The organism is Halobacillus karajensis, from assembly GCF_900108515.1.
Classification (GTDB): Bacteria; Bacillota; Bacilli; order Bacillales; family Halobacillaceae; genus Halobacillus; species Halobacillus karajensis.
In genome coordinates, this window is the sequence record NZ_FNWW01000007.1 from 1 (window position 1) to 23,675 (window position 23,675).

The 23,675-nt window shown below is 38.7% G+C and carries 23 protein-coding genes and 1 riboswitch; of the genes, 11 read left to right on the forward strand and 12 right to left on the reverse strand.

The features are described 5' to 3' along the window. Positions 1–59 precede the first annotated feature (59 nt). The 6 genes from BLW54_RS14385 to BLW54_RS14415 all read right to left on the reverse strand — a co-directional run bounded on the left by BLW54_RS14385 (position 60) and on the right by BLW54_RS14415 (position 5,562). A complete protein-coding gene (locus BLW54_RS14385) occupies positions 60–932 on the reverse strand; it encodes a DMT family transporter (protein ID WP_074735332.1) in 873 nt (290 codons plus the stop codon). 425 nt (positions 933–1,357) lie between these two features. Beyond that, positions 1,358–2,104, reverse strand: a complete 747-nt coding sequence (locus BLW54_RS14390; protein WP_074735335.1) for a hypothetical protein — start codon at positions 2,102–2,104, stop codon at positions 1,358–1,360. Positions 2,105–2,309: 205 nt separating this feature from the next. Further along, positions 2,310–2,687, reverse strand: coding sequence for a hypothetical protein (locus tag BLW54_RS14395; RefSeq protein ID WP_074735338.1), 378 nt, complete (start codon positions 2,685–2,687; stop codon positions 2,310–2,312). Between the two features lie 1,186 nt (positions 2,688–3,873). Beyond that, complete coding sequence (locus BLW54_RS14405) at positions 3,874–4,224, reverse strand: hypothetical protein (protein WP_074735344.1); 351 nt, start codon at positions 4,222–4,224, stop codon at positions 3,874–3,876. 211 nt (positions 4,225–4,435) lie between these two features. Then, positions 4,436–4,858: an RDD family protein gene (locus tag BLW54_RS14410; protein ID WP_074735347.1), complete on the reverse strand. Its 423-nt coding sequence runs from the start codon at positions 4,856–4,858 to the stop codon at positions 4,436–4,438. A 173-nt stretch (positions 4,859–5,031) separates the two neighbouring features. Next, positions 5,032–5,562: a GNAT family N-acetyltransferase gene (locus tag BLW54_RS14415; RefSeq protein WP_074735350.1), complete on the reverse strand. Its 531-nt coding sequence runs from the start codon at positions 5,560–5,562 to the stop codon at positions 5,032–5,034. Between the two features lie 298 nt (positions 5,563–5,860). On the opposite strand from BLW54_RS14415, the gene BLW54_RS14420 reads away from it, so the two are divergent. Beyond that, entirely contained in the window at positions 5,861–6,220 is a 360-nt protein-coding gene (locus tag BLW54_RS14420; protein ID WP_074735353.1) for a hypothetical protein, read from the forward strand. 123 nt (positions 6,221–6,343) lie between these two features. Here BLW54_RS14420 and BLW54_RS20770 read toward each other — a convergent pair whose 3' ends face one another. The 3 genes from BLW54_RS20770 to BLW54_RS14430 all read right to left on the reverse strand — a co-directional run bounded on the left by BLW54_RS20770 (position 6,344) and on the right by BLW54_RS14430 (position 7,848). After that, positions 6,344–6,520: a hypothetical protein gene (locus tag BLW54_RS20770; RefSeq protein ID WP_167358823.1), complete on the reverse strand. Its 177-nt coding sequence runs from the start codon at positions 6,518–6,520 to the stop codon at positions 6,344–6,346. A gap of 236 nt (positions 6,521–6,756) precedes the next feature. After that, positions 6,757–6,984: a hypothetical protein gene (locus tag BLW54_RS14425; protein ID WP_074735355.1), complete on the reverse strand. Its 228-nt coding sequence runs from the start codon at positions 6,982–6,984 to the stop codon at positions 6,757–6,759. Positions 6,985–7,158: 174 nt separating this feature from the next. After that, positions 7,159–7,848 (reverse strand): YdeJ family lipoprotein, encoded by a 690-nt coding sequence (locus tag BLW54_RS14430; protein ID WP_074735357.1) that lies wholly within the window; start codon positions 7,846–7,848, stop codon positions 7,159–7,161. Between the two features lie 378 nt (positions 7,849–8,226). Next, positions 8,227–8,334, forward strand: a riboswitch (TPP riboswitch). A gap of 101 nt (positions 8,335–8,435) precedes the next feature. Between BLW54_RS14430 and BLW54_RS14435 the strand changes: the two genes are divergently transcribed. From BLW54_RS14435 to ppsA, 7 genes are all read left to right on the forward strand, one after another. After that, positions 8,436–9,719 (forward strand): acetylornithine deacetylase, encoded by a 1,284-nt coding sequence (locus BLW54_RS14435; protein WP_074735360.1) that lies wholly within the window; start codon positions 8,436–8,438, stop codon positions 9,717–9,719. Positions 9,720–9,722: 3 nt separating this feature from the next. Beyond that, on the forward strand, positions 9,723–10,415 hold the full coding sequence (tenA, locus tag BLW54_RS14440; RefSeq protein WP_074735363.1) for a thiaminase II: 693 nt from the start codon (positions 9,723–9,725) through the stop codon (positions 10,413–10,415). A 137-nt stretch (positions 10,416–10,552) separates the two neighbouring features. After that, positions 10,553–11,131: an ECF transporter S component gene (locus tag BLW54_RS14445; RefSeq protein ID WP_035510643.1), complete on the forward strand. Its 579-nt coding sequence runs from the start codon at positions 10,553–10,555 to the stop codon at positions 11,129–11,131. 10 nt (positions 11,132–11,141) lie between these two features. Then, positions 11,142–12,620 carry an ABC transporter ATP-binding protein gene (locus BLW54_RS14450; RefSeq protein ID WP_074735366.1) on the forward strand — a complete coding sequence of 493 codons (1,479 nt, stop codon included), beginning with the start codon at positions 11,142–11,144 and terminating at the stop codon, positions 12,618–12,620. Further along, complete coding sequence (locus BLW54_RS14455) at positions 12,610–13,407, forward strand: energy-coupling factor transporter transmembrane component T family protein (protein ID WP_074735369.1); 798 nt, start codon at positions 12,610–12,612, stop codon at positions 13,405–13,407. Before BLW54_RS14450 ends, BLW54_RS14455 begins: the two co-directional genes overlap by 11 nt. 930 nt (positions 13,408–14,337) lie before the next feature. After that, on the forward strand, positions 14,338–14,958 hold the full coding sequence (locus BLW54_RS14460; protein ID WP_231622426.1) for a TetR/AcrR family transcriptional regulator: 621 nt from the start codon (positions 14,338–14,340) through the stop codon (positions 14,956–14,958). Between the two features lie 46 nt (positions 14,959–15,004). After that, positions 15,005–17,626, forward strand: coding sequence for a phosphoenolpyruvate synthase (gene ppsA, locus BLW54_RS14465; protein WP_074735372.1), 2,622 nt, complete (start codon positions 15,005–15,007; stop codon positions 17,624–17,626). Positions 17,627–17,872: 246 nt separating this feature from the next. Here the strand turns inward: ppsA and BLW54_RS14470 are convergent, their stop codons facing one another. Beyond that, positions 17,873–18,352 (reverse strand): DUF4825 domain-containing protein, encoded by a 480-nt coding sequence (locus BLW54_RS14470; protein ID WP_074735375.1) that lies wholly within the window; start codon positions 18,350–18,352, stop codon positions 17,873–17,875. Positions 18,353–19,737: 1,385 nt separating this feature from the next. Between BLW54_RS14470 and ectA the strand changes: the two genes are divergently transcribed. From ectA to BLW54_RS14485, 3 genes are read left to right on the forward strand one after another with little or no spacing between them, the layout of a single operon-like run. Continuing rightward, the gene (gene ectA / locus BLW54_RS14475; RefSeq protein WP_035510634.1) at positions 19,738–20,238 is read left to right on the forward strand and encodes a diaminobutyrate acetyltransferase; all 501 of its coding nucleotides are present in this window, start codon (positions 19,738–19,740) and stop codon (positions 20,236–20,238) included. 15 nt (positions 20,239–20,253) lie between these two features. After that, positions 20,254–21,543 (forward strand): diaminobutyrate--2-oxoglutarate transaminase, encoded by a 1,290-nt coding sequence (ectB, locus tag BLW54_RS14480; protein WP_074735378.1) that lies wholly within the window; start codon positions 20,254–20,256, stop codon positions 21,541–21,543. After that, positions 21,540–21,935, forward strand: coding sequence for an ectoine synthase (locus BLW54_RS14485; RefSeq protein ID WP_035510631.1), 396 nt, complete (start codon positions 21,540–21,542; stop codon positions 21,933–21,935). Before ectB ends, BLW54_RS14485 begins: the two co-directional genes overlap by 4 nt. Before the next feature lie 314 nt (positions 21,936–22,249). On the opposite strand, the gene BLW54_RS14490 is transcribed toward BLW54_RS14485, so the two are convergent. Together BLW54_RS14490 and BLW54_RS14495 are read right to left on the reverse strand one after the other, a co-directional pair. After that, complete coding sequence (locus BLW54_RS14490; protein WP_074735381.1) at positions 22,250–23,248, reverse strand: HAAS signaling domain-containing protein; 999 nt, start codon at positions 23,246–23,248, stop codon at positions 22,250–22,252. Further along, positions 23,235–23,597 carry a PadR family transcriptional regulator gene (locus BLW54_RS14495; RefSeq protein WP_035510628.1) on the reverse strand — a complete coding sequence of 121 codons (363 nt, stop codon included), beginning with the start codon at positions 23,595–23,597 and terminating at the stop codon, positions 23,235–23,237. Before BLW54_RS14495 ends, BLW54_RS14490 begins: the two co-directional genes overlap by 14 nt. Between the last annotated feature and the right edge of the window lie 78 nt (positions 23,598–23,675).

A 23,675-nucleotide genomic window follows, 5' to 3' on the forward strand; every position in this document is an offset into this window, starting at 1 on the left:
TATCCGTATTCACGGAAGTTTAGGCTATTCGAGCCCTATAGAGTTTAAGAAGAAGCACCTTAACAAATTTGTCTAGTTTTGTGTTGACAATCCAAAACGCCTCCCACAATAAAGAGCGACCCTATTATTTCTGGACCTGTGATCGGCTTGTATAGTAATAGTAACCCCACAACCATAGCTACAAAAGGTTCTAAGTTCGATAAGATCGAAGCCTTGGATGCGTCAATGTGGCGAATATTATTATTCCATATAAGGGTTGCAATTCCGTGAACAATGATGGCAGTCCCCGCCAGAAAGGCCCAATCAGAAAGGTTAGAACTTATTCGTAAGGGGTTATCCAGGGTAAAAGCAAATGGAATAGACACGATAAACCCAATTATATTCGAATATAAAGTAATGGTAAGAGGATCTATTCTTTTGGATAGTACTCGCGTCAGAATGATCATAATGGCAAAAGTGATCATCGTTACAACGATCCATAGCAACCCCTTTTCTACATGTAAAGACGACAAATTACCTTTCGTTACAACAAAATAGATACCTATGATGGCAATGATTGATCCTACCAAAATACGAATTGTAAGTTTTTCCTTTAGAAAAGTTGCGGCTAGAAATCCAGTTAAAATAGGAGTAGTGGCTAGAATTAAAGCAGATATGGTTGTATCTGCTGTTTGTAACCCTTCAAAGAAGGACCATTGATTGATAAACACACCTATAATTCCCAGAAATGCAATCGTAACGGCATCTGCTTTATTCACACGTTTTATGGGGTTTTTATAGGAGGATAATCCAATTAACAAAAGTACAATAAATAAAAGTCTCAACATCGTTAACGCTGCAGGGGAGAAATCCTGGACTAATATCTTTCCAAATACAAAGTTACTCCCCCATACGATTACACAAAATGTCAGCCATATATAAGCCTTTAACATACCTGTCACCTTCTCTATAACTATACTAACGGCTCTATTTTAAACTTTGGAGTACGTTTCGTACATCATATTGTTTGGTTATCATGAACTTATTTTAGTAGGGGGTACCAACTTTTCGTCACATTACTCACGCTAAGCCCTTTATTTACAAATAAGGGGCTAGAATAGATAACGTATTCTAATATAAAGCTTTAATTTAACATAAATTATCATACCTTCCTACTTTTCAAAAACTATGACATTAAAAGTTTGTGTAAAATTATATTTTAGGATTGTAAAATCCCTATTTTCATGGAAGATTATGTCTTTCCACGAGAAATGTTTTGCGAGACCCCATATTGGATAATCGTCCCCGATTGTTTAAGGCTTGAATTCAAGATAAATATACATTTCACGTTGAGATAACATTTTTTATTTAAGTTATTTTATCTACCTTGGTATTTTTCACGCTTTAACTTAACTAAAGTTACCAGGATAATAATAAACCCTAGAATCATTGGTAGTAATGGATATATGAAAGGAAAAAATATCGTAGGATAGCCCTGCCATGCATTTGTATAGAACCCTAATTTATGAGGTGCAACCACACCTGCGTTTAGTATTTTAGTTTGCAATGCATTCCTTTGAGTTAGTCGAAAATCATCCCTATTAATACTGCCATCCGGATCGAAAGTATATGTAGTGTACTCTAATTCATTAGATGAAGCCCCACCAGTAATGTCCCCATTCGGCAATTCTTTTTGTATCTCTCGTGTTTTTTTCAAAACCACTACTAATGATTTTTTATTCTTTTTAATATCCTCCATTTTTATGAAGGCTATGTCTCCCCAATATCGACTTAATCCACTTTGTTCAACCCTCACTGGGTATTTTTCCAGCAAATCCTTTACCTCTCCATCAACTATTAAAGCTAGATTACCTATTGCTGTTCTATGTTCCCAAGGGTCAACAAAGGTGTCTTTATTCTTTAATTCTTCATCGATCTTAAATGAATGGTTTGCGTATTCAAAATACGGCTCCCTAGAGGGATAATCATTGTTATAAGAGGTAAGTTTGTATCGACTTTCCATTAGAGAAGCATGTATAAGCTCAACTAACATTTTTGGACCTAAGGGAACTGAACTTATAAAAAGTAATGCTCCACATATTAAAAAAATCTTCTTCCTATTCATCAAAAATCTCCTAAAACTTTTACTTTTTTACTGACGCAACATTAAACTTAAATTCTCTCTGCTGCATACTTATGTACATTGGCTTGATCGACGCACAAATTGAGGATGTTAATGAAGTGCCCTCGATAGTTGAATACTCGGTTTTGAGATGACCTTTAAAATTTTTATCTCATTAGTTAAAAAAAAGTTTCCTATACATCTTCCTCTAACTAAACTTGTTTACCAACATAATATCTATAATAACTAGGATAAAAAGTACGAAGGCACTTCCATATATATAACGCTTTTTCTCCCGGCTCCACCATAACGCCAGAGTCATAAGTGAAAAAACAACTATAGACACTTGATTTTTTTGAATTCTATCTTGCTTTTGAAATAGGTTAAGCGCTTCTTTAGGATCACCTTTAAAAGGCTGCTCACTTATTTCCTTCCCATACCAATTGTAATTAATTACTTGATGAGTTGAAGTTTCCTCTATAAACTCTAATTTCTTAAAACCTAATACAGGCAAATCAATAGAAAAAGTAAATAGTAAACCACCGATAATAAAAATTAATATCTGAGCCACTGTCTTTCTTTTCAAGAAACTCCTCCTTGCTTATTTTATTTTGTTGCGTTATTGCCCCCATTACAGGAAGACTCGAAATCGAGATCGATCTTATTTTTCACTTTAGGACCTTTTAGTTTACGGTTGTTGAAAACCAAATATCGCCACAAATAACAAAAAGGATGAAAGACATATCCCAATAATATTCACTATAACAAGGCTCACTTTTACGCTTCCTCTGATTCCAAATAAACCAAATACTAATCCCAACACACCCAAAATCAAAGGTAAAAAAATACTTATATTTAAAACAGATGTAAATATTCCATTACCCCATCGAGTTAAACCAGCTAACAAAGGAAAGACAGTTAATACGAACAAAATTCCCGATATAATTGAAAGAGACTTCTTTGAAATAATAAGCACCACCTATTTAGTAAAAAGTCCATTTATTAACTTTGAATAATCGCCCCAGTTTCATTAAGATTTGATTTCGAGACACTCTCCTGTACAAACTTTCATTTCTATTAAACAATCGTCCTTATTTATTGAAAAAGATTATTTCTTTTTTCGTGACTGTATGTATTTTTGTGTCAACAACCCTGCATTAAAAACCGATAAAATCATAATAAAGTAGAAGAGTATTTGATTGAACAAAAACCTTTCATCACCAATAAACACAATATAAGAAAAAGAATTATATACAAAACCGATAGCAACTAATAGTGATATGATAAGTTGCCATTTTAAAGACTTAATCATATTATTCGCTCCTCGTTGTTTCAGGTTTGCCCCCGATTCTGTAAGACTCGAATTCAAAATATCTATGAATAACTTTAATTAATACAGCTCTTTATTTTTCGGATAAAAAATATCTTGCATTTACAAAAAATATGGTACCAAGAAGAAATAACATTATTATAAACCAACTTGCAATAGCTGAATAATCACTTTTAAATATAAATTCGCTTGTTAAAGTAACAAATACCATTATTGCCATAACAACATACAACCCTATTAAATGCTTCATAAGTTGAACCTTTGAACCTCCCACTAATATTTACTAACATTTCTTACGAGTAAAAAGCTATCTATCATATACTCCCAAGATAAGTAAGAAACAAGTTTTCCCGACTACTATCACTCTTTAAAGGTTAAAAAAGAAAGGTGGATATTTGATAGAATCGATACGAAGCACCGACGAAAAGCGCGCCAACGACCCCTAACAAAAGGTATCTAACTTTGTATAGCCACTCGTATTTATATTCCTTCGGATCCTCCCACTTTTGATACTCTTTTTCACAGTGAAAAATATTAACAATATTAGTGGAACAACGATAATTACAACTACCCCAAGAAAGAAAATCTGATTATAATACACCATGGATGCTTCCGCCAGAAATGTTTTTAATACTTCACCTAAAGCGACAAATAGCAAAATCACAAGCATTGCAATAGATGTGAAAATCGAAGAGATTTTCCGACCCCTCTTAAAATCTCTTATGCTCAAATATGGAATTAAAAAAATTAATCCAATCGCTGCCAAAGCGTAAAAATATGTAACACCATACATGGAACCCCTCCTACTTTCTACCTCTACGTAATGGCGGCTTTCTAAGTTTCACAAAAAGAACACGACTTTTTATAAGGGAATTAACCCCCGTTATCCCGAAACTGAGTCTTCAAAAAACCTACCCTAAACATCAATAAAGGAGACGATCCCCTTGTTCTAGAATCGCCCCCATTAGCGAAAGACTTGATTTCAAGATAAACTCAGGAAAAATTCATACTTCATTTGAAACAAAAGTTCCAGCTACAAAATCGTGAATTGCTTTTTTATCTTTGCGAAATACAATCATTAACGCACTCACCAGCGTGGATAAACCAACAGTTAAATACCCTATTAGAAACTTGCCGATGAATTCTCTAAAAAACATATCCGCTATATTTAATTCCTTACCATTAGCTTTATTTATCCTTATGTTTACTAACCTTTTTCCTACGTTGTAGCCTCCCCAGATTACAGGAAGGATGATGGAATAAACGATATACAAGACGTTCCAAGTGACACCTTGTGTCCAATTTAGTGACGGTGTACCTGTATAAAGATAAACAAAAACTCCGATTGGAATAACAATAACTAATGTATCTAACACACCAGCAAACAACCTCATTCCAAAACCTGCTCTATCTAAATCAAACCCCATTTCATCACCCCTTCTGAACCTTTGTTCAAAACATTACACAACCAGAAACGACCCCCTATCTCTGCTCAAACGTTCTATCAATAAAGTTATAGTATCCCCCTATTGAACAATCGCCACCGTTACTGGAAGTCTCGATTGCAAGATAGATTGGAATTTATTTTTGTTTTTTTTGCTTATTGCATATTATCCCATTCATTATCTAAGACACTCATTTCCCATAAACTCCAGTATTCGTTACCAATTCTTCTTGAATCCCTTAGTAATCCCTCTTTTTTAAATCCTGCTTTTTCATAACAAGCAATTGCAGAAGAGTTGAAATCAAATACACCAAGACTAACTCTATGTAAACCTAGTTCATCAAATGCTATCTTAAGAATTTCTGTCATTATTTGTTGCCCAATACCATTTCCTCTTACACTTTTATCACCAACTAATACTTTCCCTACTCTTGCTGACTTATTTGTTCGATCAATCTTACCCAATGAAATATGTCCTATTATACTATCTGTTTCTTTTTCGACCACACTGTAAATTAAAACCTCGGAGTCCTTATCATTCGCATTCTTAAGATAACTTTCAAGTTGTGCCTCATCTAATGGGAAACTAAACTTTGGACCTCCCCATTGTAGTAAAAACTTAGGGGTTTCAATCCAATTAATAAGCTGTTGAAAGTGTGCACGTTCAAAAAATTTTAACTCGATCATAAGAATCACCCCTTAATAATTATGATTTATTTTCAGTATTGCCCCCAGATTGCTTAAGACTTGATTTCAAGGTATTTTTTGAAATGTACATCTACTGTAGAGAAATCTCCATCACTCCTCTTATTTAATATTTCCTTATATATTCTCGTGTTCATTAGATTGTTATTCATTTGAATCGCACTTTTAAGCCAATTGAACAAACCATTGTTCATGATTTACCCCTTCATATAAAGTTTGGATACTTAAAATATGTTAGGATAGGGATATTCTTTACACCAAATATAACTAGGAGGAGATTATGAGAATATTATATATCGCAAGCCTGGCAGGCGTTTTGATTGGGCTTTTTATGGAATGGTTTTCAATAGAGTTTTGGTCATGGAATGGTTTGCAACATTGGTCCGGTTTTTTCGTCGGGCTAACCACCGTCCTCACCCTTTCTCTGTTTTTGACAATACAACGGCAACATGTGGTGCGATTCTTGACTGTCTTGATTCCTCTATTCGTTATCCTGCAGTGGATATTTTATGTCCCATTGGTACCAGGTGCGGGGATGAACTTGGGAGCAGGGATGGAAATAACGAGTTATGGATTTTATTTTACGCTAGTGAGTGCTTTGGTTGCGCTAGTTGCACATATACGATATAGCAGAACGTAGGATATGCAGCATACATCGCTTTTGAATAGAATCGGATATTTTTCAAGAAGATCCAAAAAGAGTACAAATCACATTATTCCAGATTTGCCCCCTTCTTTACAATTGAATATGGTAATTAACCATTTAGTATTTACCTATAAAAGTATCGAATTGAATCGCAAAGCCAGCTAATAAAATAATTCCGATCAATAAGCAACCTATGTGCACAACTCTTTGAAAAGTGGTCTCTTCTTTTACCTTTTTTATTGTTACTAAAGGGAATAAGGTTAATAAAACACCAAACAATAAAGCATAATCCATAACATCCCCCTTTCCTAATTACTTCGCATAATTACAACAAGGTTTATCTATACATACGATTACCCTGATAAACTGTTTCAAATAGTTCATTATCTCGAAACTGAGTCTTCAAGAATACTGCCCTATACTTAAAGACTCAGCTTCGAGATAATCGTCCTGTCACTGAATAAAAAAATTTGTTAAAATCACCCCTTTCCCACATTATGCCGCCCATTCATTGCCCTCTTAAACAAAACCTAACGTTTTGTTCTTATAATAATTGTTAAAAAATAGGTAAGGTTGGCGATTAATACGATGACCAACAAATCAAAGGTTCTATTTCCAAAACTCAATTCTTGAGCTGAAAAACCTCCAGAAGAAGAAAAGACTGGAGTGTCATTCATAGTTAAGAGGATACCTGATGCCATTTGATAAACTAAGTAAAGTAAAATAAAGCTCCCTATAAAAATTAAATACTTCTTCATATCTTCCCACCCCTTCCCCTCATCTATTACGATTAGAGTCCAGCATAGTTTCAACCCTGCCAATTTAAATAAAAAGCTGAAGACCGTTAAAACGATCTTCAGCTTTCGTCCCCGATTTTATGACTTAACGTTAAGGTACCTAGAAAAGTAGATGGTGGCTTGGAGCTCATTCATTTATTCATGAATATTTAGGACGTTGATTAATGCTATAATATCCTCATCATTCCCCGGATCAACCTGCACTAAGTCTGTATTTTCAATAATATCTTTGGAAAATCTTTCACCCGCAGGGTACTTTCCATCCCAGCGTACGGGAACATTATATACATTAATTGTTCCGTCCCCATTACTACTGTATGTTATTGAACCAGCTACTAATCGACTACCGGCTAGTTGAACCACATCTTCAGGATAACTGGCACTAGTATGATCATCAGGATGAAGTGGAGTACCCTCTGGGATATGTTTTACATTTAATTCATCCACTTGCTTTATCTCTCCAAGCTGCAGCCAAACTCGAGCATATTCTATTTCCTCAGGTGAATAATTGGATAATAAATCATCTTCTCCACTTCCACCTGTATGATTGGACTTCTCATCTGTTGTTTCTCCTGAAGAAGTTTCTTTAGAATCTCCATCTCCTGATTCATCTAAATCTGTTGTTGACTCCAACTGACCTCCTTCATCATTAATTTTGTTGCTTTCTTCTGATTCGACACTTTCTTCTTCAGAATCTAGACCGTCATTACTCTCGGGAGTTTCTCTATCTGATTCATCATTAGCACTGCTTGTACACCCAACGAGCAATAAAATGAGCAAGAGGAAAAGAACATGACAAGTAAAAAAATTTCTTATGTTATTCATTTGTTAACCTACTCCCTTTTTTAGGATCTAAATAGTTTAGTAGCATACAATGAATGCTAAAAATAATCATCTAATAGTAGACCATTTAGGTAGTTCGCTGCAGCCTAGCCTGTATTTCCGAACGCCGCTCTAGGTAATAGGCAGTGAACTCCTGCTTAAACCTCTTCTCTTTAACCCTCTCAAAACCCTGCTAAATTTTGGAAAATAATTTGAATGACTGAGATCTCGTGCTTTGGGATATGCTTCCTGGATATGTGAAAAGTACGGTGAATCTTTTTTTCTATAAAAACAAAATAAGGACATTTGAACTATCCCCACAAAAGGTGCTTGTTATTTTAAGTTTGTTATGTTCTAATTAAACACAACAATTAAATAGCGATCCTTCACTAGGGGAGTCATGAATTTGGCTGAGAAAAGCAATGATAGCTTTGACCCTTATTACCTGATCTAGATCATACTAGCGTAGGGAAGTGAAGCGGGTGGAATCACTTTGTTTTTTTATAGACCTTGAACTGACAGCTCGCTCCTTCTCTATAGGGGCGGGCTTTTTTGTTATGGAAATTTGTTATGGAAAGGAGAGTTTTTCGATGGATGAACGATTGTCTCTTCTCTTGCATGAAGTGGAAGAAAGAGAAAATGAGCTTCTTAAATTGTTGTCGGATCTGGTAGCCTTCCCCACCCTGAGTCCTCCAGCGAGAAATACCTCGGAAGCCCAAGCCTATGTAGCTGACACGTTACAAGCTATGGATTTCACAATTGACACATGGGACCTGTACCCAGGAGATCCCGTAGTTGTAGGAACAAAACAGGGGCAACATCCCGATCAATCCAAAAGTTTGATCATCAACGGGCATGTGGATGTAGCGGCTATGGAGGAAAGTGAGAAGTGGGAATACCCTCCTTTTGATTGTACCGTTACCAAAGAAAACATTTACGGCCGCGGGGTTGCGGATATGAAAGGTGGCATGGCTGGTGCTTTGTTTGCTTTAAAGCTCTTACATAAAGCAGGGATAGAACCAGCTGGAAATATTCACTTTCAATCCGTTGTAGGAGAGGAAGTAGGTGAAGCAGGAACCAAGTCATGTGGGGAAAAAGGGTATATGGCTGATTTAGCTTTAGTAGTAGATACAAGTGATTGTCAGATTCAAGGGCAAGGAGGTGTCATCACAGGATGGATTACCGTGGAGAGTCCAACAACGTTTCATGATGCCAATCGACGCTCTATGATTCATGCTGGTGGCGGGGTTTATGGAGCCAGCGCGATCGAGAAGATGATGAAGATAATCAGTGCCTTACAAGAATTAGAACGCCATTGGGCCGTTATAAAATCAAGCCCTGGTTTTCCGCCAGGGTCCATGACGATCAATCCGGCCGTGATCGAGGGGGGCCGGCATCCGGCTTTCGTTGCTGATCGCTGCTCGCTATGGATCACGGTTCATTATTATCCAGAAGAACATTACGAGGATGTCATTCAAGAGATTGAAGAACACCTGTTTCAGACAGCAAAGGCAGACCCGTGGCTAAAGAATCATCTCCCCCAATTTTCTTGGGGCGGGACATCCATGATTGAAGAAAAGGGAGAAATATTCCCCGCGTTTTCTGTTGATCATAACCATCCCGGTGTACAATCACTGGCCCAAGCCCATCAGTTGATCCACCAAACGACGGTCGACTATTCCATGTCCCCAACGGTGACCGATGGCGGCTGGCTGGCCGAAGCAGGCATTCCGACAGTCCTTTATGGCCCGGGCAAACTTGCCCAGGCCCATGCAGTAAATGAATCCCTGGAAAGAAATCAGTTGCTGCAGTTCACAAAAACAATGGTCGCTTTCTTATATGAATGGTTTCAACAACCAAAAAGAGGAGGATAAGCAATGTTTACAGATCGTCTTTATGACCGGGCAAAACCGATTTGGGATGAATATCTTGAACACCCATTTGTGAAGGGAATTGGTGATGGAAGTCTGGATCTAGAGAAGTTTAAATTTTTCATGGAACAGGATTACTTATATTTGGTCGATTACTGCCGAGTGTTTGCGTTAGGAAGCGGAAAGGCTCAAAGTCTAGAAACGATGACCTTTTTTGCAGAGATGCTTCATTCTACGTTGACAGAAGAAATGGAGCTCCATCGAAAATATGCCGGGCGCTTAGGCATCTCAAAAGAAGAACTGGAACATGCAAAACCCTCGGCAACGCTTCTTGCTTATACAAGCTACATGCTGAATAAAGCGCAACAGGGAGCAGAAGCTGAAGTTGTCGCCTGTGTCCTTGCCTGTACATGGAGCTACAATGTTATAGGTTTGGAATTAGCTGAAAAAAATGGAGCCAGTGAACACGAATTCTATGGGGATTGGATTAAGATGTATGCCTCTGATGAATTTACGGAGCTGGCAGAAAACATGAAAGACTTAATGAATCGGCTTGCTGACAATAAACCAGAACGGGAAAAAGTTCACTTAGAAGAAATCTTCCTTCATACGAGTAAATTTGAATACCTCTTTTGGGAAATGGCTTATAAACAGAAAATGTGGATGGAAGGACCGCACTTTTTAAACACCAAAGTTTAATAGGACCGATAAACCCGACTATTTTTAAACCCTAGGGGGATCTTTCCGAGAGCGGATCACTTAGGGACGAAAAGGTTGAGATGAGGGATGACCCCAGGTCATTAGTTTTATAAAATCACAAAAGGAGATCGATTAAAATGGAAAAAGGATTAAAATTAACAGACATTCTTGTGACGATCATCATCGCGTTGATATTTGGAATCATTTATAAATTATGGGGCCCGTTGTATGGAGTGATCTCCACATTGGGGCTCCATGTTGAGCAGCTGATTTACGGGATGTGGTTCATTGCTGCCGTGGTCGCCTATTTAATTATCCGAAAACCAGGGGTCGCGTTATTGGCAGAGGTCGCGGCTGCTCAAGGAGAATTTATATTTGGCGGTGAGTGGGGAGTCGCTACCCTAATTTTCGGATTAGGCCAGGGGCTTGCTGCTGAACTTATTTTTGCTGCCTTTCGTTATCAACGATTTGATATGATCGTTGCTTCTTTAGCGGGAGTCGCCTCAGCTCTGGCTTCCCTTGGAATTGATTTCTATTACGGCTATATCGGGGATTTGGCTCTTTGGAACCTGCTGATTCTGTTCGGGACAAGAATTGCCGGGGGGATTCTTATTTCAGGTATCTTTGCTCACCTCCTTGTAAAAGCATTAGAAAAAACTGGGGTGACCAATCTTGTGCGCCCAGCCTCTCAAGAAGATTACAAGGCACTAGGCTAGGAGTGATGATATGTCTACAGTAGCGAATGTAAAAAATATGCGGTTGAAATTTCCGGGAGTGGATTCCTTGCTGTTTAAGGATTTTTCGCTTTCTTTAAAAAAAGGAGAGAAGGTGTTGATTCTTGGACCATCTGGATCTGGAAAATCGACTCTTTTGCAAGTGCTCACAGGACTGATTCCACATGCCGTGGAAGTGCCGATGAAAACAGACGAAATCAACATTCCAGATTCCTGGGGGTATTTATTCCAAGACCCTGATTCTCAATTTTGCATGCCTTTTGTAGATGAAGAAATCGCGTTTGTTCTCGAAAACCTTCAGATTCCAAAGGAAGAAATGAACAGGTATATCCACCATTATTTACATCAAGTCGGGTTGGCATTTAAAAACCCTCATACCAAAATACAAACATTATCTGGAGGAATGAAACAGCGGCTGGCTATTGCCTCCGTACTTGCCCTCGAACCAGAGGTGCTGTTTTTAGATGAGCCGACAGCCATGCTAGACTCAGAGGGGACAAAGCAAGTTTGGGAGACGATTAAACAAGTGGGAGAAGATAAAACGGTGGTGATCGTTGAACATAAAATTGAAGAGGTCGTTGATTTTGTCGATCGCGTCGTTTTGTTAGATGAACAGGGAGTAATCATCGCTGATGGCTCAAAGGATGAGGTTTTTGCCAGCTATAAACAAGTGCTGCTCGAACATGGAATCTGGTACCCAGGAGTGTGGAGAGACTACCTCAACTCAAAGCCTCCTTCCCCTTCCCCCTCTCCCGTATCAATCAATCCTTCTGTTCATTTGTCGGATTTTTCCGTGTACAGAGGGAAATCTGTAAAGCTCCATATCCCACAGGCTAATGCTTATCCAGGGGATTGGGTAACCATCATAGGGGAAAACGGCGCTGGAAAAAGCACCCTATTACTCGCGATGATGAATTTGCTAAAAACAAAAGGCACCTGTCATTTTCTCGGTCAGGACTACAAAAGCATCAAAAATTTTGCTGATCATGTGGCTTTTGTCTTTCAAAATCCTGAATTTCAGTTTGTGACCAATTCGGTTTACGAGGAAGCTGCCTACAGTCTGCGCCTTGATCATTGGACGGAGGAACAAATAAGTCCTCGCGTCAACCAATTGCTGAAAACCTATCATCTGGAAAATCATACGCACATCCATCCTTATCAATTATCTATAGGACAGAAGCGGAGATTGAGCGTAGCTGCATCCATCATTAAAGAACAGTCCATCATTTTATTGGATGAACCGACCTTTGGACAGGATGCCAAAAACACATTTGCGATTTTAGAACAGCTGGAGCAGTTGAGGAGACAGGGGAAGACCATCATTATGGTAACCCATGATAGGAATATTGTCGAATATTTCTCAACAAAAGTCTGGTCCATTCATGACGGAAAACTCGCCAATGATTCTTCGACGGGCGAGTATCTAGAAAGCAACAACCATGTAACAGGAGAGATCAGCTATGTCCATTGATTTTTCTTATCAAGAAACCTGGCTTCACAAAATTAATCCGAGTTTGAAATTGGGTTTTGTATTCTTATTATTTATTCATTTAATTATGATTCACAACACCAATATTCTTATAAACTATATGTTTGGGACACTTATTCTCTATCTTTTTTTTACAGGCCATCCTTGGAAACGGCTGATGATTATTTTTCTCCCTTTTCTTTTAATCTTTCTCACATCCTCTACTTCGATGATTTTCTTCGGAAAAGGGGATGTCACCTGGTTTAAGTGGGGACTGATTCATATCACAGAAGAGAGTTTCTTTCGCGGTTTACATTTAGGGTTCCGCGGAATCATATTTGCGATTATCGGGGTTGTGTTTGCTTTGACAACAAGGCCGGTCTATCTGTTTTATTCCTTCATGCAGCAATTGAAGTTAAAACCGAAATATGCGTACAGTTTCATGGCTGCCATACGATTGATTCCATTAATGATTGAAGAAATGCAGACCTTGCATTATGCCCTGAAAGTAAGAGGGGTTCAAAGTGGCAAAGGCATCCGAGGTCTTTATAATAAGTTGAAGTCTTACTCGATTCCTTTGCTCTCTCAAAGTATAAGAAAAGCCTTTCGGATTGCGGTGGCTATGGAAGCCAAGAGATTTTCCAATTCAGGAAACCGAACGTATTATTATCAGATCAATTTTTCAAAAGTGGATCTCGTCTTTGTCTTTTATCTGATAGCGGTCTTTACTCTATCTTATTATATGGCTGTCCAATATCCTTACTTCCCTATTACCGACGTCCGTTTGTAAGATTGGGGTTTGTTTTTAAAGGAGTCTTTTTTATTTCCAAAGACCTTTTAGACTCGACTTCAATCTATTCCATACACCTAACAAAAGCCCTTCCCTTTAATAAAGAAGGGCTTTTGTTAGGTGAAGTTTTTAACCGTTGACATGTAGAATGTCATGCTGTAAGTGCAATGATCTCGAAAATAAGCACAAGGACCATTCATTTAACGAACCCTTTGGAAAAGTGTTAAGGTCAATTATTAAATCTGTAAAAAATCAGAAAAGTGAATCCCCAGTGTTCGTTGATAAGACCCGATGGATTTCTCCCTTATTTAACTCTTTAGCATCCCTTTATGAGTAATCTCGATCATTGTAGTGATCAGACTTCCTATGTGAAGAAGGCATTCCAAGAAGAGCACGGACCACTCCAATCAGGACAAAGAAAATGACTATTCCTAATGCAGCTCCCATTTAAACACACCTCCATTTGTTTGATAATCCTCTCTTTGAAAGACATGAAGTAGATATTAACTCAGCTTTACCAACCGAACTTCCAAATTGCGTACTCCTCTGATCATTCCTAATATAAACCCCTATCCTTCCTTTACCCTACCCTCTTCTTTTTCAGTTTTAGTCTTGCGACGATTAGCCTCCTTAAAAAATTGGTTAATAATGAGGCTGGAAACACGGCTTTCAATGTATAATTTAATTTTAATTTTTATCAATGTTTCACCACAAAAAAAGATGACCCTACATAAAGAATAAGACCCCGATCTTCTGGATTCGTCTCCCCTAGAGATTAACAAATCTCCCTCTCGTTAGCCCGATTATTAAAACGTTAGGTTTTTGAAAGGGAGTGACAGGAGCACATCCAATTAAAACCTAGTTATATTGACTGGTCGGTCAGCATAAACTATAATCTTACTAACCAATTGATCAGTAAATAAGGAAGGAGTGATCCATTTGCCTTTACAGCTTTACGATAAAGAAAAGATTCTAGAAGCTTTTCTTGTTATCTTCGCCCGGCATGGGTATGAAAAGACCTCGACTGGGATGCTGGCAGAAGCTGCAGGAATATCGAAACCCCTGGTTTTTCATCACTTTAAGAGCAAAAAAGCATTATATCTATCCGTCCTTGACTATTGCTTCGAAACGCTAAAAGCAAAACTTTCCTTAACAGAGCTTTCAGAATGTGTCGATTTCTTTGAGGCGAAGGAAAAAATCAGCCTCATAAAACTCGAGCATTTTCAAAAAAACCCCCATGCATACAAAGTGACAATGGAAGCTTTCACTGCCCCTCCTCCTGAGGTAAGTACAGAAATTAAGGAAAAATACGGAGAACAATTAGCAGCCAGGGATCAGTTCCTAAAACAATTATTTGAAAAAGTTCCGCTGAGAGATGGGGTGAATCGTGAACAGGCTTTCGAACTGATCATGATGACGATGAAGCATTTCGAAAAGAAAATAGTATCAGATCTAAACGAACACGTTGAATTTGATACGAGCTATAACCAGCGCCTTCTTGAGGAAAGAAATCGTTTTTTAGATATGATTCGACATGGAATTGAACGATAGGAAAAAAAGATGGATAGCCCTAAGGAAATGAGAGGAGGACTGACTTATGAGTAACTATGTACTCAATTTTCAAAAGATCGAGAAAGGCGATCTGCTTCTGGTCGGTGGTAAAGGATTGAACTTGGGAGAATTGGCACAATTTGATGGTATCCAGGTTCCAGAAGGCTTCTGTGTCACGACGAAAGCTTATAAAAAAGTCATCAACCAAAACACGGAAATCGCTGATTTGCTCGATCAGCTTTCTACATTAATGCTGGAGGATAGAGAGCGAATCACGGAGATAAGCAGGAAAATCCGAAGTGTGATCGAAAATGCAAAAATCCCGAAAGAAATTGTGGAAGAGATTGTCGGTTGTTACACAAAGCTTGGGGAAGAAGAGGCTTATGCGGTCCGTTCGAGTGCGACGGCTGAAGATCTGCCGAATGCCTCCTTTGCCGGGCAGCAGGACACGTATTTGAACATCATTGGGAAAGAGGCCATCCTGGAACATGTCCGCAATTGCTGGGCCTCCCTTTTTACAGATCGGGCCGTGACCTATCGTATCCAAAACGGCTTCGATCATCGCAAAGTCTATTTGTCTGTGGTTATCCAGCGGATGGTTTTTCCGCAAGCCTCTGGAATTTTGTTTACGGCCGATCCAGTCACGTCCAACCGAAAGGTGGTGTCCATTGATGCAAGCTTTGGCTTGGGAGAGGCACTTGTCTCCGGAATCGTGACCGCCGATAACTATAAGGTGCGGGATGGCGAACTTCTAGAAAAAACAATTTCTTCTAAAAAAACGGCTATTTACGCCTTGAAAAACGGCGGTACAGAAGAATGTGAACTTGGCTATGACCGACAGAATAAACAAACCCTGACGGATAATCAGATCATAAGTTTGGAGCGGATGGCCAGGGAGATCGAGAACTACTTCGGATCTCCGCAGGATATCGAATGGTGCCTGGCTGACGATATAATCTACATTGTTCAGAGTCGTCCGATCACTACGCTATTCCCACTTCCTGAGAAGAATGATGGCCAACTAAGGGTTTATTTGTCAGCAGGACACCAGCAGATGATGACAGAACCCATCTATCCACTCGGCATGTCCTTTTTCGAGTTTATGAATTACGAAGTGATCACTGCCGGTGGAAGACTGTTTATCGATTTAACGCATGATCTCGCATCACCAATCGGACGGAAAATCAGCCTCAAAACCATGGGAAAGAACGATCCCTTGATGTATAACGCCCTGTCCAATTTGCTAAAACGGGAAAACCTTATCAAATCCCTCCCTAAAGGAAAGCGGATGTTCACATTAGGTTCCGAAGAACTTTCCTGGTCACTGCCTGTTCATGCACTGAGGATTTACCAGAAGAATGACCCTTCGCTTGTCAAACAGCTTATTGATAAAAGTGCGGATTCGATAAAAACGGTTCAGCGCGAAATCGAAAACAAATCAGGGGAGGAATTATTTGCATGGATAATAGAGGGTCAAAAAGAATTAAAAAGAGTTATGTTTGACCCACGGAGTCTAGGCGTCATCACAACTGCGATGGTCACTGCGCACCGGATCAATAAGAACATTGAAAAATGGCTGGGCGAAAAGAACGTAGCCGATACCTTATCCCAATCGGTCCCTAACAATGTGACGTCTGAAATGGGGCTTGCACTCCTTGATGTATCCGATGTCGCGCGGCAATATCCGGAAGTGATCGCATATTTTGAAAAAGCGGAGGACGGAGACATTTTTAAAGAGCTGCCGAAGCTGGAAGGCGGAACGGCTGTCCTGAATGCGATGCAGAACTATCTTGATAAATACGGCATGCGCTGTTCAGGTGAAATTGACATCACAAAAACCCGTTGGTGGGAAAAGCCTTCTTTACTTGTCCCTATTATTCTGAGCAACATCAAAAACTTCGAGCCAAATGCACGGATAACGAAATTTGAAGAGGGGCGTCTAGAGGCAGAAGCAAAGGAGCACGATCTCTTAAGACGTTTGGAAAAGCTGCCCAACGGAAAGAAAAAGGTCAAAAAGACAAAGAAAATGATCAGCGTTCTGCGTAATCATATCGGTTACCGGGAATATCCAAAATATGATTGGATCTGCCGTATGTTTATCTATAAAAAAGCATTAATGAATGAGGCTGCCAAGCTTGTTGAAAAGGGAATCATCAAATCAAAGGAAGATGTCTATTATCTATCCTTTGAAGAATTCAGAGAGGTCGTCCGCACCCAACAGCTTGATTACGAGATAATTACCGAAAGAAAGAAAGCTTACGACTATTATGAAACATTAGCACCTCCACGTTTAATGACATCTGAAGGGGAGGTTATTTTCGGCGAATACAACACGGAAAACGTTCCAGAAGGGGCATTGGCGGGAATCCCGGTTTCATCTGGCACTATTGAAGGAAGAGCCCGAGTCCTATTGAAAATGGAGGATGCTGATATCGAAGAAGGCGATATCCTGGTAACAACTTTCACCGATCCTAGCTGGACCCCGTTGTTCGTATCGTTAAAAGGTTTAGTTACAGAGGTCGGTGGCTTGATGACCCATGGTGCCGTTATTGCGCGGGAATACGGACTTCCAGCCGTCGTTGGGGTTGAAAATGCTACGCAAGAAATCAATGATGGGCAAAGAATTCGGATCAATGGCACAGAAGGATATGTTGAAATATTAGATTGAACGGAGTTAATGAGAAAAGTCTATAATTTTTGTCGAGTGTAAAATCAGAATGGAACTACATCTTGGTTTAAACATTACTAAAGGCTCCAATGAGAATTTTTGATGAAGGTAGTATATTTGTGAATGACAAAGTTTAACCCTGTCCCAAATTTAGGACAGGGTTTGATTCATTCTTCATAAAACCTTCTTCACCAATCTTAAAGGTAACAATCCAGTTATTATAAACTAGATTAAATCCACCCCTTGTTACAATATCTCGCTTCCTTTATTTTCATCCTCTAAATATTTTTGTATTCGTTTTTTCAGGTCATCTTCACTCGAATAATCACTTAAATCTGCACCATATGAATGTTGCAAATTTTCTTTAGTTAATTGGTAGACCTGATCTTCAAATTTAAATGTAACCCATTCTGCATTTTGAACTAACGCAAATATAAATGTAGCATTATAAATGGCTGTTTCCTTATACTTCTTTTCTATTTCTTCTGCTTCTATGCCTTCATAATTTAAAATTATTCCATACGGTTCTTCTTTAGTTTTAAGTTCAAACCCCTTCAGATGCTCCCCATTTGGTAAATGCTTAACTATGTTTCCTACCGCACTATTATCTCCGATGAACGAACCTTTAAAATCAAATAGATCTTCATTAGCATTCGTTGAATAACACCCATTCAGTAAAAATAAAACCAGTAGCGAAAAGAAGAGCCTTCTCATTGTATTTGTCATCCTTAATCCCCCCAATATCTTATTGGATTATCCTGTTTCTTTAGCCCAATAGAAGCTATTGCCCCCTCCTCTCTTTTAAGAACGTTAGATTGACTAATATAAAACGAATACTGAAAACAACCTTTATTAACTTTTTCCCCCACCAATCTTATCGATCCGCCAGTGAGTTTAAAAGTTTATATTCGTGATCACCTCTATGATGATGTAATAAGGGCACTTTTAAGCCATCGCCTCCCAATAGTCGAAAGACTTGAACTCGAGATAGAAGACCTTTTTTTCAAAAATTCTATAACAAGAAAAAGAACATTCTCTTGCTTCATTTTTCTATTAAACAGTTCTTCATTGCCTCGTAGTTATATTCCGCAAAGTAGTCTGGATATAAAGTGTGATGTAAATCATGTAAAGGTTTGGTTAATTTAGCAATTCATTCATAAACCTTTGATATTTTTGTATTCACGATATCCCTCTATTCTATTGAATCGTTTTCGAGAAGAAAACTTGCAGTTCAAGGATATCACAACCATCTCCCTATCAAGAAAATGCTATTAAATAAGTGTCTTTACTATAGTATAGTAACTTATACCAAGAGAATATCTTTCATTTAACCAACAACTTATTAATGCTGGTTCATTTAATCATTAAATACGTCTCTTTTTCTCTTTCTTGGCCTTCTGATTACCCTTCCATTCAGTGGTTATATAAATATCACACTAGTATTCTCAAGTGAAATAGGTTCCCCTCCTTTATCAAAAAAGGTCCACCTTCTGTTACACCTGTTAGAGTTTGAGTTATATCTGATTCACCCCACTAATCCCTATCATTTTGACAGCCTTTTCCTATTCATTTGTGGATCGTCTCCCCCTCATCATAATTACGGCAACAAAATAGTTCCGTTTCATTTTGGTATATTTTCAGAAGACTTTTTCAAAAAGATCCTCCCTCTTATTAAGTAATCGCTCCTGGCTCCCAACTGAAAGCAAAGCCGTCTCTGCAGCGGGATAGAAGCCCGTGATGGATTGAAAAAGACACCTCTTTTTTGCTTTGAAACTATTTTTCTATACTTTCGCAAATACGGTGAAAAACGTCCCCGGAGGCATATAAGCCGATTTAATTATTTCATAAAATTTCGCAAAATAATTCCAAATATCTAAACCCTTCATAGAATAAGGGTTTTAGACAGCGGCCTTTTAAAAAATAGAGAATGAAGGATTATTCGGAACTTTGCTGAAGAATTCGCCTTGAAATTTACTATTCAGTACGTCTGAGCACATCTTTGCTTGAAAAACCGTAGTTAAGCGACTTTGACTTTATGGTAAGGCTTTATTAATGTCTAATTGAACACTTGGCAGAACATTCAGAAAAATAAAATCCCAGAGGTGGTTTAAATTCAAACAACTACGGAAGATGTCAAACACTATCAATTTTCTGCACCAGAAAAATCAGATGGGGCGTCAGTGTATGAGTTGATCGAGAATATCCCGATCTTGGATTTGAATTCATCCTACAGTTACCTTCTTTGGTGTGAATTTTTCAGTGAAACCTCAGTGGTGGTGAAAGACGGAGAAGAGACAGTGGGATTTATTTCAGGCTTCATTCACCCCTCTTCTCCTGATACATTATTTATCTGGCAAGTTGCCGTCGCTGAAACAGAACGGGGAAATGGACTCGCAACAAGAATGATTGATCATATTTTGGATCGTCATGAAGTGAATTTTATTGAGGCCACGGTTTCACCCTCTAATCAACCTTCGCAGAAATTGTTCAAAGGATTGGCTGAAAAGAAAAAGGTACCCTGCTCCATTAGTGTCTGCTTTAAAGAAGAGGACTTTCCAGGAGAAGAACATGAACAAGAAAACACATTCAGAATTGGACCACTAAAAAAATAGGAGGACCTCATTTTTATGACTATTTCTAATCCGAAAACAGACTTGAATGTATTCGAAAATTATGAATCAGAGGTGCGCAGCTACAGCCGAAGCTTCCCTACCATTTTTGATAAGGCAAAAGGATATCAATTATGGGATAAGAATGGAAATGAGTACATCGACTTCTTCGCAGGTGCTGGGGCATTGAACTACGGCCATAACGATGATGCCATGCAGCAAAAATTGACCGAATATATTCAACGTGACGGACTCTTGCATAGTCTGGATATGGCCACAAATCCCCGAGCAGAATTTTTGCAACAGTTCAATGAGGTCATTTTAAAGCCTAGAGATATGGATTATAAAATTATGTTTCCTGGCCCTACAGGAACCAATACCGTTGAAAGCGCGCTTAAAATTGCCAGAAAAGTGACGAACCGTGAAAAAGTGGTGACGTTCACGAATGCTTTCCATGGCATGACGATCGGTGCTTTATCTGTAACAGGAAATGCCTTCAAGCGTCATGGTGCCGGCATTCCGCTCCCATACAGCATGGTGATGCCTTTCGATGACTATATGGATCATTTCGATTCCCTGACTTATCTGGAAAAGATGATCGATGATGATGGCAGTGGCGTCGACCTGCCTGCAGCTGTCATCTTAGAAACCGTACAAGGAGAAGGCGGAATCAATGCCGCGAGTTTCGAATGGCTGAAAAGAGTGGAAGAACTCTGCCGCCGCCGCGACATCCTGTTGATTGTCGATGATGTCCAAGCAGGATGCGGCCGTACAGGTACATTCTTCAGCTTTGAACAAGCAGGCATTTCTCCAGATGTGATTTGCTTGTCCAAGTCGATCAGCGGAAGCGGGCTTCCGATGGCGATCACATTGATCAAGCCAGAATATGATATTTGGGGACCTGGTGAGCATAACGGAACATTCCGCGGCAACAACCTGGCCTTTGTGACAGCAGCTGAAGCATTGAACCACTGGAAAACCAATGAATTCAGCGATTCTATTCTGAATAAAAGTGAGCTTTTCAAAAAACGTCTGAATCAATTTGTAGAAGAATATCCTGAACTACAGGGGAAAGTCCAAGGTCGTGGGCTCATGCTAGGAATTTCGAGTGAAAAGGAAGGATTATCCGGGCAACTGGCTCAAGCAGCCTTCGAAAGAGGTCTTATCATTGAGACGTCCGGTCCAGACGATGAAGTTTTGAAGATCCTGCCACCGCTGATCATTGATGAAGAAGGTATTGAAAAAGGGTTAGATATCATTGAAGAAAGTATTAAAGCCGTCTTAGGCAAGGAGGAAGCAAAAGTATGAATGTCATTAAATTAGAAGATCTGCTAGGAACAGAACGCGAGGTAAAAGATGATAACTGGGCGAGCCGCCGTTTTTTGTTGAAAGACGATAACGTGGGTTTCAGCCTCCATGATACCGTTCTTTATGCCGGAACAGAAACCTACATATGGTATAAAAACCATATCGAAGCGGTGTACTGCATCGAAGGTGAGGCGGAAATTGAAACGGTGGAGGACGGTAAGAAATATCAAATCAAACCAGGGACGATGTATTGTCTGGATGGCCATGAAAAACACTACCTCCGTGCGAAAACAGACTTCAGAGTCGTTTGTGTGTTCAACCCAGCCCTTGTAGGAAATGAAATCCACGACGAAGAAGGCGTTTATAAACTTCCTGAAGAAAGCAGTAAGTAAAGAACGATAAAAAAGCCTGGTACTCTCAAATTTGAGAGTACCAGGCTTTTTTGTTTAATTAACACGATTTAATTCACAAAAACAGGGAATGGATTAGTGAGTTTTGATGTTGTAGCTCTTCGTTTCATAACGAATCTTTTAGTTCGGAAACCTATGAAAGAAAGGGGATCTTATGTTCAACAAAAGAAATTTAAATCCACGTCAACCTTCCCACAATAATGTATTGTACGCCAAACAAAAAAAGAAGCTAAGAAGGATAAAGAGCAAAACTGTAGGAAACCGTTTCTATTTTATTTAAAAAATCTCGTTTCCCGTTACTTTTTCGTTACCTTTATTAACCCATAGACGACATCCCAAACTAATCCGATTGCTAGAAGAACAAGAATCCATAACGTAGATTGCTCCCAAATAATTCGTATCGTTTTATATGCCTCACTGCCTTTAGTAAGTAAATCAGCTTGTGTTAACTCAAACATAAAATTTGGATTCCAAAATGCAGGTCCATTAACCATAATCAATACGGCTATTAATGAGATAAGATTAACTAGCGCCATATAAGTGACTAGCATAATTGTCCATTTTCCGTATACGAGCTTCAGACATTCTTTTATGATCCCAAAGCCAAAAATAAGGATAAGGAATAGATAAGAATGATATTGTTCTAAATTTAAAAAAGGAACTACACCAGAGAATCCCTCATGGAAAATCCAGATACCAAAATAGTTATTAGAAAAAGCAAATATGGCTATCAATAAAGTATAAACTGAAATATTAATAATGGGTTCATATTGTTTGATTTGTCTATTCTTATCTGGAATAGGAGCTAATTTTGATGGATGCCACTCATTTCCTGTTTTTAAAACTTTTGGATTAAGCCCTCCATAATAGTCTGCGATCGCAAATCCGAATGTGGTCCACCCAAAAGCTGAAGGAAGAGCGGTAACAAGTGAAACAATACACTCTATAAAATGTTGAAGAATAGAAACTGGATCGATAATTGTCTGAATGATGAATACACCAAAAATGACAGAAGCGGTCGAAATTAAAGCAATTTTTAATACCAAAATATAGGAATAATAAAATTCGGGACCAATAAGATAATTTTTTGTTCCCCTATATTTCTGTGCCAAATGACTTGGATTTCCTAACTCCAGTAAAACTTCTTCTACTTCTTTATCCGTAATGTTCCCGCCTTGAACTCGTTCCTCCAGCATATCCTCAATAAGGCCGCGGAGTTCTGCTGCAATATCCTTCCTTTGGGAGTGTGGCAGCTTTTGTGTGACCGCATAAATATAACGATCAATCATCTCCATCTGTTCCCTCTCCTTTAACTTCAATAATGTTATTCAAACGCTGGGCTATAGTCTTCCATTCATTTACCAGTAGTTCATACACTTCTTTTCCTGTATCACTTAATAAATAATATTTACGGGGTCTTGTTTCATTCGTGTCCCATTCACTAACGAGTAACCCTTGTTTTTCTAATCTTCTTAAGAGTGGATACATTGTCCCTGGCTCTACATGAATGCCTCTTTCAGCAAGCATAGTAACAAGTGAGTATCCATATTGCGGTTTTGAAAGTTGACTCAGTACTCCAATTGTAATCGTCCCGCGCCGCAATTCTTGCATTAACTTATCCATATATTCTGTTGCATCGTTCATGTTATCAACCCCTGAACTTATTATAGTGTATGACGCACACTATTGTGAAGCATATATTATAAAAAATAGGAAAAAGTT